This window comes from Hyphomicrobium sp. 802 (genome assembly GCF_000526135.1).
GTDB lineage: Bacteria > Pseudomonadota > Alphaproteobacteria > Rhizobiales > Hyphomicrobiaceae > Hyphomicrobium_B.
The window spans coordinates 3,899,427-3,913,208 of sequence record NZ_JAFM01000001.1; the positions used below are offsets into that span (position 1 = coordinate 3,899,427).

Annotated in this window: 13 protein-coding genes; 11 read left to right on the plus strand and 2 right to left on the minus strand. The window is 61.5% G+C overall.

All coding sequences use genetic code 11. From position 1 onward, the window contains the following. Nucleotides 1-18: 18 nt before the first annotated feature. The 3 genes from HYP802_RS23375 to HYP802_RS0119825 are packed head-to-tail and all read left to right on the plus strand — an operon-like array spanning nucleotide 19 to nucleotide 3,312. A complete protein-coding gene (locus HYP802_RS23375; protein WP_024276392.1) occupies nucleotides 19-225 on the plus strand; it encodes a DUF465 domain-containing protein in 207 nt (68 codons plus the stop codon). Between the two features lie 49 nt (nucleotides 226-274). Then, nucleotides 275-1,294, plus strand: coding sequence for a ligase-associated DNA damage response exonuclease (locus tag HYP802_RS0119820; RefSeq protein WP_013949470.1), 1,020 nt, complete (start codon nucleotides 275-277; stop codon nucleotides 1,292-1,294). 2 nt (nucleotides 1,295-1,296) lie between these two features. Continuing rightward, on the plus strand, nucleotides 1,297-3,312 hold the full coding sequence (locus tag HYP802_RS0119825) for a cisplatin damage response ATP-dependent DNA ligase (RefSeq protein WP_024276393.1): 2,016 nt from the start codon (nucleotides 1,297-1,299) through the stop codon (nucleotides 3,310-3,312). 184 nt (nucleotides 3,313-3,496) lie between these two features. Here HYP802_RS0119825 and HYP802_RS0119830 read toward each other — a convergent pair whose 3' ends face one another. Next, nucleotides 3,497-4,708: an aminotransferase class V-fold PLP-dependent enzyme gene (locus HYP802_RS0119830; protein ID WP_013949473.1), complete on the minus strand. Its 1,212-nt coding sequence runs from the start codon at nucleotides 4,706-4,708 to the stop codon at nucleotides 3,497-3,499. A 241-nt stretch (nucleotides 4,709-4,949) separates the two neighbouring features. On the opposite strand from HYP802_RS0119830, the gene HYP802_RS0119835 reads away from it, so the two are divergent. Next, the gene (locus tag HYP802_RS0119835; protein ID WP_013949474.1) at nucleotides 4,950-6,299 is read left to right on the plus strand and encodes an amidase; all 1,350 of its coding nucleotides are present in this window, start codon (nucleotides 4,950-4,952) and stop codon (nucleotides 6,297-6,299) included. A gap of 225 nt (nucleotides 6,300-6,524) precedes the next feature. On the opposite strand, the gene HYP802_RS0119840 is transcribed toward HYP802_RS0119835, so the two are convergent. Next, entirely contained in the window at nucleotides 6,525-7,493 is a 969-nt protein-coding gene (locus HYP802_RS0119840) for a D-glycerate dehydrogenase (protein ID WP_013949475.1), read from the minus strand. 191 nt (nucleotides 7,494-7,684) lie between these two features. On the opposite strand from HYP802_RS0119840, the gene HYP802_RS0119845 reads away from it, so the two are divergent. The 7 genes from HYP802_RS0119845 (at nucleotide 7,685) to HYP802_RS0119880 (ending at nucleotide 13,782) form a co-directional block, all read left to right on the plus strand. Continuing rightward, nucleotides 7,685-8,062 carry a hypothetical protein gene (locus tag HYP802_RS0119845; protein ID WP_024276394.1) on the plus strand — a complete coding sequence of 126 codons (378 nt, stop codon included), beginning with the start codon at nucleotides 7,685-7,687 and terminating at the stop codon, nucleotides 8,060-8,062. Nucleotides 8,063-8,386: 324 nt separating this feature from the next. Beyond that, complete coding sequence (locus HYP802_RS0119850) at nucleotides 8,387-10,006, plus strand: tyrosine-protein kinase domain-containing protein (RefSeq protein ID WP_013949477.1); 1,620 nt, start codon at nucleotides 8,387-8,389, stop codon at nucleotides 10,004-10,006. 327 nt (nucleotides 10,007-10,333) lie between these two features. After that, nucleotides 10,334-10,822, plus strand: a complete 489-nt coding sequence (locus HYP802_RS0119860; RefSeq protein WP_013949479.1) for a hypothetical protein — start codon at nucleotides 10,334-10,336, stop codon at nucleotides 10,820-10,822. 4 nt (nucleotides 10,823-10,826) lie between these two features. Then, the gene (locus HYP802_RS0119865) at nucleotides 10,827-11,510 is read left to right on the plus strand and encodes a MotA/TolQ/ExbB proton channel family protein (protein WP_013949480.1); all 684 of its coding nucleotides are present in this window, start codon (nucleotides 10,827-10,829) and stop codon (nucleotides 11,508-11,510) included. Continuing rightward, entirely contained in the window at nucleotides 11,510-11,995 is a 486-nt protein-coding gene (locus HYP802_RS0119870) for a biopolymer transporter ExbD (protein ID WP_024276395.1), read from the plus strand. The genes HYP802_RS0119865 and HYP802_RS0119870 overlap by 1 nt, the downstream gene beginning before the upstream one ends. Before the next feature lie 18 nt (nucleotides 11,996-12,013). Beyond that, nucleotides 12,014-12,733, plus strand: a complete 720-nt coding sequence (locus HYP802_RS0119875) for an energy transducer TonB (RefSeq protein WP_024276396.1) — start codon at nucleotides 12,014-12,016, stop codon at nucleotides 12,731-12,733. Between the two features lie 164 nt (nucleotides 12,734-12,897). Next, nucleotides 12,898-13,782, plus strand: coding sequence for a HAMP domain-containing sensor histidine kinase (locus tag HYP802_RS0119880; RefSeq protein ID WP_013949483.1), 885 nt, complete (start codon nucleotides 12,898-12,900; stop codon nucleotides 13,780-13,782).

A 13,782-nucleotide genomic window follows, 5' to 3' on the forward strand; every position in this document is an offset into this window, starting at 1 on the left:
TAGCGACAGGGAATAGGCATGGAGCGACGCGACGAACGCGAGCTCAGGGAACAGTTGGTCACGTTGCGCGCCGAGCATCGCGAGCTCGACGCCGAAATCGCTGCCCTTGAAGGTAACCCTTCGGCTGACCAACTTCTTATCAAGCGGCTGAAAAAGAAGAAGCTCGTCCTGAAAGATCGGATAACCCAGATCGAGGATAAGCTCCTTCCCGATATTATTGCGTGAACGACGTTTCACGCTAGGCTGCTTTGCAGTTCCGCGCGTTTAGTAGTTCATGACCTCGCCCTCACCTGCCGTCGATACTTGGCTTTATCCGGTCGGATCCGGAATTTATTGCGAACCTGGCGATTTTTATATCGACCCCGGCCGGGCGGTCGATCGCGCCATCATTACGCACGGCCATAGCGATCACGCGCGCTCCGGGCATCGCGCCGTTCTGGCGACGGCTGAAACCATTGCCATCATGAAGGTGCGCTACGGCGAGGATTGCGCCGGCTCGTTCCAGGCTTTGGCGCTTGGCGAGACAATCTCGATCAACGGCGTCCGCGTGCGCCTTGCCCCGGCTGGTCACATTCTCGGCTCAGCGCAGGTCGTGATCGAATGGGCTGGGCGGCGGGCGGTGATCTCGGGTGACTATAAACGCTCCAGCGATCCTACGTGTACACCGTTCGAACTCGTCCCTTGCGATGTGTTCGTGACCGAAGCGACGTTCGCGCTGCCCGTATTCCGGCATGAGAAGGCCGCGCACGAAGCGCAGAAGCTGCTGGCATCGCTCGCAGCCGAGCCCGACCGCACGCATCTTGTCGGCGCCTATAACCTTGGCAAAACCCAACGCATGATCCGCGTCGTTCGCGATCAGGGCTACGACAAGCCGATCTATCTGCACGGCGCGGTCGCGTCGCTGACGGAGCTTTATCAGAAGCTCGGCATCGATCTCGGCGACCTTCAACTTGTATCGGAGACAGACGCGAAAGCGATCCGCGGCGGCATCGTGATGTGCCCGCCGTCCGCTCTTGGCGATCGCTGGTCGCGCCGGTTCGGCGATCCGGTGATGGCGTTCGCGAGCGGATGGATGCGCGTGCGCGGACGCGGGCGTCAGCATGGTGTCGAGCTGCCGCTTGTCGTGTCTGATCATGTCGATTGGCCGGAGTTGATCCAGACGATCATCGAAACGGAGGCGGAAGATATTTGGGTGACGCACGGGCGCGAAGACGCGCTGGTGCATTATCTCGGCTCCATCGGACGCAAAGCGCGCGCGTTGGCGCTCGTCGGATACGGCGAGGAGGCGGAATAGCGATGCGCGTATTCGCCCGTCTGCTCGATAGTCTTGTCTATACGCAGAGCCGCAATCGCAAAGTCGCGCTGCTTGGCCATTACTTTCGAACGGCGCCTGATCCCGATCGCGGCTGGGCGCTCGCGGCGCTGACGGACGGCGTGCCGATCCGCATTCCGCTGCGGCGCATGTTGAGCGATCTCGTCTCGCGTTTCGTCGATCCAGTGCTTTATCGGCTATCGCGCGACTACGTCGGCGACACGGCGGAGACGGTGTCGCTGCTCTGGCCGGACGATCGGGTTGTCGTTGCGACGCCGGACGTTGCGGAGGCTGCCGAAACCCAAGATGACGTGCCGGAAAAGCCGAAGCAGCTTGTTCTGGATCTCACCCCCACCGCTCGTCAGTCCCCCACCGCTCGTTTGACCCCCACCGCTCGTTTGACCCCCACCCCTAGCCCCTCCCCGCAAGGGGGAGGGGAATCGTTCACTTCTCCCTCGCCCCGCGTGCGGGAAGAGGGCTGGGGTGAGGGGCAGCCGTGGCCGAATGTTTCCGCGCCTCGGCCTCTCCCCGTGGAGGAAGGAGAGAGTGACAACGGGAACTCTCACCTGCCCTCCACGATGGGCGTTCCCACTTCTCCCCTCCCCTTGACGGGGAGGGGTCGGGGGTGGGGTGAAGCGGGACATAACTCAGGCGAGCCGCCGGAGCTTGCGCTTGGCGCGGTCATCGAGGCGATGGCAGATGGGACGACGGCACAGCGCACCGAGCGGCTTGGCCATCTGCTCGATCAACTCGATGCAACTGGACGTTGGGCGCTCCTGAAACTCATCGGCGGGGCTCCGCGCGTCGGCGTGTCTGCACGACTGGCGCGGACGGCGCTGGCGGAATGCTACGGTCGCGATGTCTCAGAGATCGAAGAGATCTGGCACGCGCTGACGCCACCCTATCTCGATCTCTTCCAATGGCTCGACGGCAAAGCCGAGCGGCCCGATCCTGGCTCAAAGCCCGTCTTCCGGCCGGTCATGCTTGCGCATCCGATCGAGGAAGAAGATTGGCCGCGGCTTTCGCCGGAAGATTTTTCGGCGGAATGGAAGTGGGACGGCATTCGCGTGCAGATCGCGGCGCGTGGCGGCGAGGTGAAAATGTTCTCGCGCCAGGGCGATGACATCTCTGGCGCGTTTCCCGAAATTCGCAGCGCCTTTCATGGGCACGATTGCGTCGTCGATGGCGAGTTGCTCGTCATGCGCGAGGGCGAGATCGCGCCGTTCAACGACTTGCAGCAGCGTCTCAACCGCAAGACCGTGACGGCGAAGATGATGCAGATGTATCCGCCGCATGTGCGGCTCTACGATCTGTTATTCGATGGAGCGGAAGACTTGCGCGGGCTGTCGTTTGAAGACCGGCGCGCACGGCTCGAAGCGTGGCACGCGAAGCATCATCCGCGGCTGACGGATATTTCGGCGCTCGTTGCATTCAAGACGTTTGAAGAGCTGGGCGAGTTGTGGGCGTCGGCGCGAGCGGAAGGCATCGAGGGCCTGATGCTGAAGCGGCGCGCGAGCGTTTATCAGGCAGGCCGCGTCAAAGGCGAATGGTTCAAGTGGAAGCGCGCGGCGCTAACGCTCGACTGCGTGCTGATGTACGCGCAGCGCGGCTCGGGCAAACGTTCGTCGTACTATTCCGATTACACGTTCGGCGTCTGGAAGACCGACGACAACGGCGAGAAGCAGCTCGTTCCGGTCGGCAAAGCCTATTCGGGATTTACCGACGAAGAACTGCTCGAACTCGACAAATGGATCAGGGGGCACACAACGGAGGCGTTCGGGCCGGTGCGCGCCGTCGAGCCGGAGCTTGTGTTCGAAGTGGCGTTCGATGCCGTGCAGCCGTCGACGCGGCACAAGTCAGGCGTCGCGATGCGGTTCCCACGCATTCACCGCATCCGCTGGGACAAGCCCGCGGCCGAAGCCGACACTCTGGAAAGTGTTCTGCGGTTGATCGGGGGCGCGACGGCCGCAACGACTGCGGAGCAATCACGTCTCGCGTAAGTATTTGGGCGGCCCGATCCGCTCTGTCATGCCGACGGAGGTCGGCACCCAGACACGTGTCAGCAAAGGTGGTGCTCTGACTTGACTAGATCCCGGCCTGCGCCGGGATAACGGCAATAAAATCGCTTCATCCTCGGCATGAAGCCGAGGATGACATTTGTTCATGGCTGCGAGCGCCGGGCGCTTACTCTGCCGCCGCCTTAGCGGCTTCCGCAGGATTGGCCGTCTCGGCGATGTAGCTCATCGCCGCTGCAACGCCACCCTTCTTGTGGGGCACGCCGGCCAACTCGAAGCCCATCTCGACGCCGGTCAGCGCGCCGAGCACCGTCAGCTCGTTGGTGTCACCGAGATGCGCGATGCGGAACGCCTTGCCAGCGATCTTGTTGAGACCGGTGCCGAGCGACATGTTGAAGTTGTCGAGCACAATCTTGCGATACGCATCGGCGTTATGGCCTTCGGGCATTTGCACCGTCGTGACGGCGGGCGAATAATACTTCGCGTCGCGGCACTGAATTTCAAAGCCCCAGGCGCGGACGGCGCGACGGGTTGCCTCTGCCAAACGGCGATGACGCGCGAAGACGTTTTCCAGGCCTTCCTCGTTGATCATGTCGATCGCTTCGGCGAGGCCGTAGAGCAGGCTCGTCGCCGGCGTGTACGGGAAGTAGCCCGTCGAATTCATCGACAGCATGTCGTCCCATGCGAAATAGGACTTCTTGAGCTGGGCGGTTTTCGACGCCTCAATGGCCTTGGCGCTGATCGCGGTGAACGACAGGCCCGGCGGCAGCATCATACCCTTCTGCGAACCGGACACCGTGACGTCGATGCCCCACTCGTCGTGGCGGATGTCGGCGGCGGCGAGCGAGGAGATCGCGTCGGCCATCAGCAGCGCGGGGTGGCCCGCGGCGTCGATCGCCTTGCGTACTTCATCGAGGCGCGTCAGACATCCGGTCGAGGTTTCGTTGTGGACCACGCAGACGGCTTTGATCTTCTTGTTCGTGTCTTCGCGCAGCCTCTTCTCAATGGCGTTGGCATCGGCGCCAATGCGCCAGTCGGTCGAGATGACTTCCGTTTCAAGACCGAGCCGGCGCGCCATGGCTTCCCATAGCACGGCGAACTGCCCCGTCTCGCACATCAGCACCTTGTCGCCAGGCGACAGCGTGTTGCTGAGACCCGCTTCCCAGGCGCCCGAACCGGACGAGGGATAAATGATGACATGGCCCTGGGTCTTGAACAGCCCCTTGATGCCACCGAGCACGCGACGGCCAAGCTCACCGAACTCAAGGCCTCGGTGATCGAGAACCTGGCGCGCCATCGCGGCCAGAATCCGCTCCGGCACGGGCGTCGGGCCCGGAATCTGCAAAAAGTGGCGGCCGGGGCGGCGGTGGCTTGTCGACATTCGCGTAGTCCTCAAAGGGTATTATTATTGTTCGTCTCCGCGGGTGTCCTAGTACCGAACCGTTCCGGATACAATTGGCCCGAAGACCGATTTTCGCGCCTGTACTGCGCATTTTGTCCTGGTGACTGTTTGAACAGGAAAAAATGGTTCTTTCCCGTAATAACAAGCACGTCGGAAGCGCGCCACTTGCATCGAAGCGCTGGTGGGCGCATGTCACCCGGACATGGGGCGAAATACTGAAATGTATGCAAGTGAACCAGGCAGTCTTGTCCGTCTGACGGCGGTCGAGGCGCAAAAAGCGCTCACCGCAGGCGATCTGACATCGGAAGAGCTTGTCGGCGCTTGTCTGAAGCGGATTGCCGACCGCGAGCCGGAAATCGGTGCGTGGGCGCATCTCAATAGCGCCGCTGCGCTGGCGGCGGCCCGTACGAGCGACCAACGGCGGGCGCGCGGCGAGCCGTTGGGGGCGCTGGAAGGCATCCCGGTCGGCGTCAAGGACATCATCGACACCAAGGACTTCCCGACAGAGCTTGGCTCTGAGATTTTCGCAGGCCGTCAGCCGACTGAGGATGCTTTCGTCGTCTCCGAACTGAAGGCTGCGGGGGCGATTATTCTCGGCAAGACGGTGACGACGGAATTCGCGTTCTTCGGTCCGGGCAAAACGCGCAATCCGCTCGATTTCGAACGAACGCCGGGCGGCTCGTCGTCCGGATCGGCCGCTGCCGTTGCCGACTTTCAGGTGCCGATTGCGCTCGGCACGCAGACGGCTGGGTCGATCATCAGGCCCGCATCCTATTGCGGCGTCATCGGCTACAAACCAACGTTCGGATACGTGTCGCGCACCGGCGTTCTCGAACAGTCGCCGCCGCTCGACACGATCGGCGGCTATGCGCGCTCGATCGACGACTTGGCGCTGCTGATCGACTGCATCAGCGGTTTCGATACGGTTGACCGCGATATGATCGGCCATGATCCGCAGTTGATGTCGGCGATGCAAAACGCGAAATCGCGGGCGCCGCGACGGCTGGCGTTCATCAAGTCGCCGGTTTGGGCGCAGGGCGACGACAAGATGCGTGCGGCGATCGAATTGTTCGCGTCGACTTTCCGAGATATCGAGGTCACCGAAACGGAATTGCCTGCGGGCTTCGATCACATCATCCGCTTGCAGCAGATCGTGCAGTTCTCGGATATCGCGCGCAACTACGGGCCGATCGCCGATGCGCATCCTGACCGCGTGTCAGGGAAGCTCAAGGAAGTGATCGCCGAGGGACGGTCGTTCTCTGCGACAAGCTACGACGACGCGCGCAGCAAGCAGGAAACTCTGTGCGAGGCGCTGCGACCGATCTTCGTCCACAACGACGCCATCCTGACACCTGCAGCCCCCGGCATCGCGCCGGCAGGACTGCAGAGCACGGGCAGCCCAATGTTCAACGGCCTGTGGACCTATCTCAAGCTGCCGTGCATCTCGCTACCGCTGCTGACCGTCGATGCGATGCCTCTTGGCGTGCAACTCGTCGGCGCGCGCGGGGACAGCGGACGCCTGCTCGGCGTTGCGTCGTGGATGATGAAAGAGCGCGGGCGGAGAACGTAGGCGAACTGCTCGCGAAAATTGCCGCGCCGGTTTCGTCCTCTGTCGTCATCTCGGTGCAGGCCGGGATCCAGCCAACCCGATACACCGCGTATGTTGATCGTTGTCTGGGTGCCGACCTCCGTCGGCATGACGGAGATGGAGGCAACGGAATCGCCAGCATGATGCAGAACAAAAATGGCCGGGGTAGCCCGGCCATTTCGTAAAAACATTTGCGAGCGTGCAGGCTCAAGCGAGCTTGAACGGCATGTCCTTGCCGGCGAAGAACGCATCGATGTTATCGAGCGCTTCGAAGCCCATCTGGTTGCGTGCTTCGATCGCCGCCGAGCCCAGATGCGGGAACAGGAACGTGTTCGGCAGGTCGTAATAGCCTTCGTTGATCTTCGGCTCACCGGCGAAAACGTCGAGGCCGGCGTATGCCAAGCGACCTGACTTCAGTGCCGCAATCGTGTCTTCGTCGTTGACGAGATCGCCGCGCGCTGTGTTCACGACGATGGCGCCCTGGGGCAGCTTCTCGATGGTCGCCTTGTTGAAGAAGCCGCGCGTTTCCGGCGTCGACGGCGCGTTGATCGAGAAGAACTGCGAGATCTTCAAGAGGCTGTCGAGGCTGTCGTGGTAGGTGGCGTTGTACTTCGCTTCCACCTCGGGCTTCGCGCGGTAGATGTCGTAGTAATGGATTTCCATGTCGAAGCCGCGGGCGCGCTGCGCGAGGGCCTGGCCGATTTTGCCGAAGCCGTAGATGCCGAGCTTCTTGTTGTCGAGGCGCTGGCCGACGAGTTGCAGCGGCTGCCAGCCCGGCCACGACCGCGTGCGGATCATCTTTTCGCCTTCGGAAGCGCGGCGCGCCGAGCCCAGAAGCAGCAGCATCGCGATTTCGGCGGTGGCGACCGTCACGCCGTGCGGGGCGTTGCCGACTTTGATGCCGCGCTTCTTGCAGGCTTCGAGATCGATGTGGTCGAAGCCGATCGAGAACGTCGAGATGCACTTGATGTTCTCGGGGATCTTTTCGATCACCGCAGCGGGGCACTTCTCATTGAGGGTGAGAAGGATGGCGTCGACCGATTTCGCCGTCTCGAGCATCTCGTCGACAGTGATCTTCGGATTATCTCCGTGGGCGATGACATCGTAGGTCTCGCGAGCGCGGGCCATGGCAGCTTCGGGCAGAGGCCACGTAATCAGGATCTTCTTCTTGGACATGACGTGAGGGGTCCTCCCGGACATTCGGATGTTTTTCGCCGGCACGCTTGTGCCCGACCAAAGCGCAACTGACAAGTCCGGCAAGTCGCTCCGCTGCACCGCAACCTGCCGCTGGACAACGCTTTTTTCACCATAATGGGGGCATGATCGGCGGCGAGGGAAATTTAGGTTTTCGCGTCCAGGGCGTTGTCATGCGTACGGTCTTGTTCGGTTTGATCCTGCTGGCAGTCGGCAAGGTCTGGTTCCAGGACCATACCTATCGCGTCGCCATGAGCGATGCCGTGGTGGATGCCTATCGCGACCATGCCATCGAGATTTGCCGCCGGATGGCGCTGAAGCGGGGCACGGATGCGCGCGAGGACGGCGTTTCTGCGTGGGGTACGGCATCGAAGGCCGAAGCCGTCATCGGCAATCCGGACATCGACGTCGCGATCTGGGATACGCAGAACCCACGGTGGGACCAGCGTTTTCGCGATCCGCAGTTGATCCTGAGTTCGACGGGCGGCGCGGCGCGGTGTGCCTACGACGTTCGCCAGGGCAGTGCGACGCTTTCGCTAGCGGTGCGCTGAGCAGACCGGCGATCTCGACGCTTTCGCACATCTCGAAAAGTTCGAACGCCCGACTTTCTGATCGCTGTCGGGAATTGCCCGCCTCCGCGGCCACGGCGTTCGGGGGACCACATCTGCTCGTTTTCATCGCCGCCTGCGGCGGGATGGCGGTGGATGAAACGCACTCTCGGCGGCTTTTGGAATGCAGATACACGGTGCACCCTTTAACCAACAACATCCTGTTCATCTTTGATCGTGACAATGACGAAGTGAGTCGGCTTCGCCGATCACGAGAGCGTTTCGGCGATGGGGTGCGCCGGCGCTGCGGGGAAATGAACTGAGGCCATGGCCGAACACAGCGCACGCGCCGACCATCATCGCTTTCGGTCCGCCCTTGCGGATGCCAAGGTGGCGGTCATCAAGCGGGCAAAGGCCGTGGCGCTTTTCCCGGTGGTGATGGGATTGATCGCCTGGGCCGTCGTGGCGTTCGTCCCGGACCGTTATGCGGCATTCGTTTTGATCCAGGTTGATCCTGGACAGGCGATGCCATCGGCTGATGAGCCGAAAACCCCTCCACCGGCGGCATTCGAACTTGAGCGCCGCGAGGTCGAGAAACAGGTCGAGAGAATGACCTCGCCTGCGTTGCTCGATAACGTGGTGACGGCGATGGATCTGACGGCCGATCCGGAATTCCAATCGCGGTCCTGGCTTTCGCGGCTGATGTCGCCGCTCGATAACTCCGATCCACGTGCCATAGCGCGCGAAGCACTGGAAACGCGGCTATCGGTTCGACGGGTTCACAACTCGTCTTTGATCAATATCGGTATCTCATCGCAAGATGCGGCGAAGGCGGCGAAAATCGCCAATGCCGTCGCGGCGCGCTACATCGCCGAGCTGCTTTCTGAAGCAACCGCGAACAGCAGCGCAGAGAAACGATCGGCCGAACCGACCGCTTCGGAGAAGGTTTTTGCCTCCCTTCTCGATCGCTATGGACTGACGCGGACGCTGACGGGCTCGCGGATCGTTGAGGCCGCAAAAATACCTGATGTGCCAGCGGGGCCGAAACGCGTCCGCATCGCTGAGACGGTGGCGATGTCAACGCTTCTGCTCATGCTGATGCTTGCCGTTCTGCTCGAACGCGATACGCGACTGCGTACCCGCAAGGTCGAACAGATGCTGGCTTGTCCGCATATGACTTCGCTTCCCGCGGTGACGCACGACGATGAAGCCACGAATGCGATGCGGCGGGCGCGATTGATCATTGCTGAGCCCGGATGCCGTTATGCGGAAGCCGTTCGTGCGGCGTGCGACGCGCTCAAGGCGCGCGCCAATGGTGACGGTCCACGCGTTATCCTCACGGTTTCGGCGCTGACGGGTGAAGGCGCGGAGCCATTCGCATCGAACATCGCGCATCATCTGGCGGTCGACGGACAAAAGACGCTGCTGGTCGATTGCGATTTTCACGCCAAGGTTCTCAGTCGCGAGCTGACCCCGCATGCGCCGCCGGGGCTGCTCGATCAAATCGCGTCGCATGCGCCGGTCGAGAACGTCATTCTGCGCGACAACCTGACGGGACTGCATTTCCTGCCGTCGTGCGGCTCGGCACCGATCCCGCTGGCGATGCCGTCCGCACTTCGTTCGGTGGCGTTCACGGCGGCATTCCAGCACCTCAAGGCACGCTTCCCGACGATCATCATCTCGGCGCCGCCGTTGCTCGAAGCGGACGACGCGCAAATTCTGGCCGATCTCGCCGATCAGATCGTGTTTCTCACGGCTTGGCACCGGACGCCCCGCGCGCTCGCCAAGAAGGCCGTGGCGCTGCTCGAAGCGAACCAGCGCAAGATCGCGGGGGCGGTGCTCGCCGATATTTCGGATGACCGCGACGCCGGCTTCATGACCTTCTCTGCCATGTTCAACGAGATCCGCCGCGCGGCTCGGCTGCCTGCCATCGACCACGCCGCTTGAAATCGCCCGACGTCGTGCGCGAAGCGCTGGCGATCATGCTCGCTTTCAAATCGCAAAGTTCCAACGCAACGGGACGGCGCGCACATGACAGCTCAAATCGCCTGCGGGAGCTTTTCCTGCGTTAATTCGGGAAAAATTCTTGGTGCGCCGCGACGACAAAAATCGCGCTTCGCTTAGGCCGTTACCGCATCTGAAAATTGTTCTAAATCGAAAACTCATCGCGGCGATGGAACTGGCCAGCCTTACGAATTTCACACTGGCAACAACGGGCCAAAGTGGCTACACGCGTTTGGGGAATTTCAATTTAAACGCAATGGAAACCTTAGCGTGATCAGAACCCTGAAGCGTTTCTCGCTTTCCTGCCTGCTTGTTCTTCCCGCATGTCTGTGGGCGACACTAGCAAATGCCGATCCCAATGCCGATCCCGCTTCGACGGCGCATGCGGAAGAAGCTCCCGCAGCGCCGAGCGCCGGTGTCCACGTAGAATTGAATAAGCTCGAAGCTTCCTCGAAGGGCTGCCGTGCCTATATCGTGGTCGATAACCCTGCTGAGACAACGTACAAGTCGTACAAGATCGACCTCGTTCTGTTTCAGACCGACGGTGTGATCGGCAAGCGCTTTTCGATCGATCTGGCGCCGCTCAGGGCGAAGAAGAAATCCGTCAAGCTGTTCGAGATCGACGGGATTCAGTGCGACAAGATCGGATCGTTTCTGATCAACGACGTCATGGAATGCAAGGCCGAGTCAGGACCGGTTTCCGGCTGTCTCGATCAGCTCAAGACGACTTCCCTGACAAAAGTTCAACTTTCGAAGTGACGCGATGAACCCCTTATATGTGATGTCAGCGGAAATCGCCGCCAAAGATCTATCGATCATGGGGCTGTTTCATCACGCCGATATCGTCGTGAAATGCATTATCCTGGGCCTGCTGGCCGCCTCGGTCATCTGCTGGGCCATGGCGTTCGAGAAGCTCATTCGCGTGTGGATGGTCAACCGCGAGATCACCAAGCTCGAAAAGAGCGGCGTGACCGCTAAATTGCCGGAAGCGCGGGCGTCAAGCCTGATCGGTGCGGTTGGCGAAGCGGCACGCACCGAATGGAGCGAAGCCGGCAACGATGCTTCGACCGGCGAAGTGCGCGACCGTCTCGAAGTCGCCATGCGCGCTGCCGTCAAACGCAAGCTCAAGAGCATCGAGCAAGGGCTGCCATTTCTGGCGACGATCGGCTCGGCTGCGCCCTTCATCGGTCTCTTTGGAACCGTTTGGGGCATCATGAATTCGTTCACGGCGATCGCACAGCAGAAAGACACGAGCCTTGCAGTCGTGGCGCCAGGTATCGCCGAGGCGCTATTTGCCACCGCGGTCGGCCTTGCTGCCGCCATTCCGGCGGTCATTTTTTATAACCAGATCACAGTCGCGCTCGGACGTGCGTCCGATCGGGTCATGCCGGCGATCGTCGGTATCGCGCGGACCATGTCCCGGCGCGGCCTGGAGGGCGCGAACTAATGGGAATGGCTGTTGGCAATGGTTCGGGGGGTGATGACGACGGAGGCTATAAGCCTCTCGCCGAAATCAACGTCACGCCGTTCGTCGACGTCATGCTCGTGCTGCTGATCATCTTCATGGTCGCTGCACCGCTGATGGTTCAGGGCGTGCCGCTCGAACTGCCGAAAACGACCGCTTCCAAGATCGGTGCACAAAAAAAGCCGATGGTCGTTTCGCTGGCGCCGGACGGCAAGCTCTACATTCGCGACGAAGAAGTGACGCGCGATACGCTCGTGCCGCGGCTTGAGCAGATCAAGGCTCAGGAAGGCGACGCGGTCGTCTACGTTCGCGCCGACCGGAAGATTCCCTACGGCGACGTGATGGAGCTTTTGGGACGCGTCGGAGATTCGGGTTACGCCCGAGTGTCGCTGCTGTCTCAACCGGCGCCATCGTCGTCGTCCGCCGCATCGGGTGCCCCCCCATCGGGGGCCACGGCCAACAACTGACGACGAGAGCCGCCCGGGATGTATTTGCGAATTGCCGCCATACTCTTTGCCCTGATCATTCACGGGGCGGTCGGCTACGCTATGCTTCCGCATCTCATGGATACCAGTGCGCCTGCCATGGACATGGGCAAGGGCATGGACGTGATGCTGGTCCAGGGCGCCGAGTCGAACGAAGGCATTACGAAGGGCGATTCTTCGGAGACGCGCGAAATCCCCGAAATCGCCGCGATGCAGGCTGCTCCGCCGCCGCCGCCGGAAGAAAAGAAGCCGGACGAGCTGCGCGACGTCATCTCGTCGCCCGAGGGCACGGTCGAGCAGCAAGTCGTCAAGACGGAAGAACCGCCGCCACCGGCCGATACGCCGCCTCCGCCGCCGGAAGTGGTGCAGACGATCACGCAACCGGCTCAGGTCGCCGTTCTTGAAGTTCGCAGCGCCGGGCAAGCGTCCGGCGGCAACGCCAAGGCGTTCGGACGCTACATGAGCCAAATCAACGACCGCGTTCAAAAGGCGAAGCGCAACCCGCGCGTTCCCGCATCGGGAACGGTGGTGCTCCGCTACACGATCGGCGTCGATGGCCACATCCTGTCGAAGGAGATCGCGACAAGCTCCGGCTTCAAGCAGCTTGACGACGCGGCGACCGACGCGCTCGATCGCGCTGCGCCGTTCCCGCCGATCCCGCCGGATGTCAGCGTCAAGCCGCTCGCCTTCACGCAGCCGTTCAAATTCATCATGCGGTAACGCCGGCCGGCGTTCTCGAACCCCCGCCTGTGCGATGTCTACAATTTTACGCAATCTTTATGATTTCGTTCGCGCGCCTGCGCGCTGAGGACTGTGATTAACCTTGAGTTAGGCAGTCGCCGATAAGTTGAGCCGAGCAATTGTAATCGCGTTGAGCTCAGTCGATGATGTTTGGGTCGGTTGGACAGGTCAAATCCAACTCGTTGATGGACGAGTACGCCTCGCTCTTGAGCGACGCGGTTCTGCGCCATCGTGCTCGCGCCGCTGAGCAGTCGGCACGCATCCAGGCCGAACTCGCAAGCAAGATCAAATCCGAATTCATCGCGAACATGAGCCACGAGCTCAGGACGCCACTCAATACGGTCATCGGCTTTTCGAAGCTGCTGTCGCAGCACGATGAGCGCAAGCTCGCCGACAAAGACATCGTCGATTACGCGAACCTCATTCATGACGCGGCCGAGCACCTGCTCTCGGTCATCAACGACATACTCGACATCTCTAAGATGCAGAGCGGCAAGTACACGCTCGAGGCGCAAGAGATCGACGTCGGGAGCATTCTCTCGGGCTGCGTCAACGCCTATCAAATGATGGCGAGCGAGGCGCATGTCGACCTTCGCTCGGATATCTCCGCCGATCTGCCGGCCATTCGCGGCGACGCGACAAAGCTGCGGCAGATCTTCATGAATATCATTTCAAACGCGCTGAAGTTCACGCAGGCGACCGGCATCGTCGAGGTGATCGCCCATCGCAGCGTGAGCGGCGGCACGATCATCGCCATCCGCGACAGCGGGCTGGGCATGACGGCCGAAGAAATCGATATCGCGATGACGCCATTCGGGCAGGTCGATAGTGGCCGCTCGCGCTGGCGCGAAGGCGTCGGCCTCGGTCTGCCGATCGCCAAGGCTCTCGTCGAGCTGCACGGCGGCGTCATCGAGATCAGGTCGAAGAAGGGCTCGGGAACCGATGTCGTCATGGCATTCCCGGCGAGCGACAGCGTCAGCCCCGTAGTTTCGTCGCAATCGACTTTCAGCGCTGCTTCGTCCCCCTGA

Coding starts and splice junctions, on each gene's coding strand:
- HYP802_RS23375 (WP_024276392.1), top strand. CDS start 19: ATGGAGCGACGCGACGAACGCGAGCTCAGGGAACAGTTGGTCACGTTG.
- HYP802_RS0119820 (WP_013949470.1), top strand. CDS start 275: ATGACCTCGCCCTCACCTGCCGTCGATACTTGGCTTTATCCGGTCGGA.
- HYP802_RS0119825 (WP_024276393.1), top strand. CDS start 1,297: ATGCGCGTATTCGCCCGTCTGCTCGATAGTCTTGTCTATACGCAGAGC.
- HYP802_RS0119830 (WP_013949473.1), bottom strand. CDS start 4,708: ATGTCGACAAGCCACCGCCGCCCCGGCCGCCACTTTTTGCAGATTCCG.
- HYP802_RS0119835 (WP_013949474.1), top strand. CDS start 4,950: ATGTATGCAAGTGAACCAGGCAGTCTTGTCCGTCTGACGGCGGTCGAG.
- HYP802_RS0119840 (WP_013949475.1), bottom strand. CDS start 7,493: ATGTCCAAGAAGAAGATCCTGATTACGTGGCCTCTGCCCGAAGCTGCC.
- HYP802_RS0119845 (WP_024276394.1), top strand. CDS start 7,685: ATGCGTACGGTCTTGTTCGGTTTGATCCTGCTGGCAGTCGGCAAGGTC.
- HYP802_RS0119850 (WP_013949477.1), top strand. CDS start 8,387: ATGGCCGAACACAGCGCACGCGCCGACCATCATCGCTTTCGGTCCGCC.
- HYP802_RS0119865 (WP_013949480.1), top strand. CDS start 10,827: ATGAACCCCTTATATGTGATGTCAGCGGAAATCGCCGCCAAAGATCTA.
- HYP802_RS0119870 (WP_024276395.1), top strand. CDS start 11,510: ATGGGAATGGCTGTTGGCAATGGTTCGGGGGGTGATGACGACGGAGGC.
- HYP802_RS0119875 (WP_024276396.1), top strand. CDS start 12,014: ATGTATTTGCGAATTGCCGCCATACTCTTTGCCCTGATCATTCACGGG.
- HYP802_RS0119880 (WP_013949483.1), top strand. CDS start 12,898: ATGATGTTTGGGTCGGTTGGACAGGTCAAATCCAACTCGTTGATGGAC.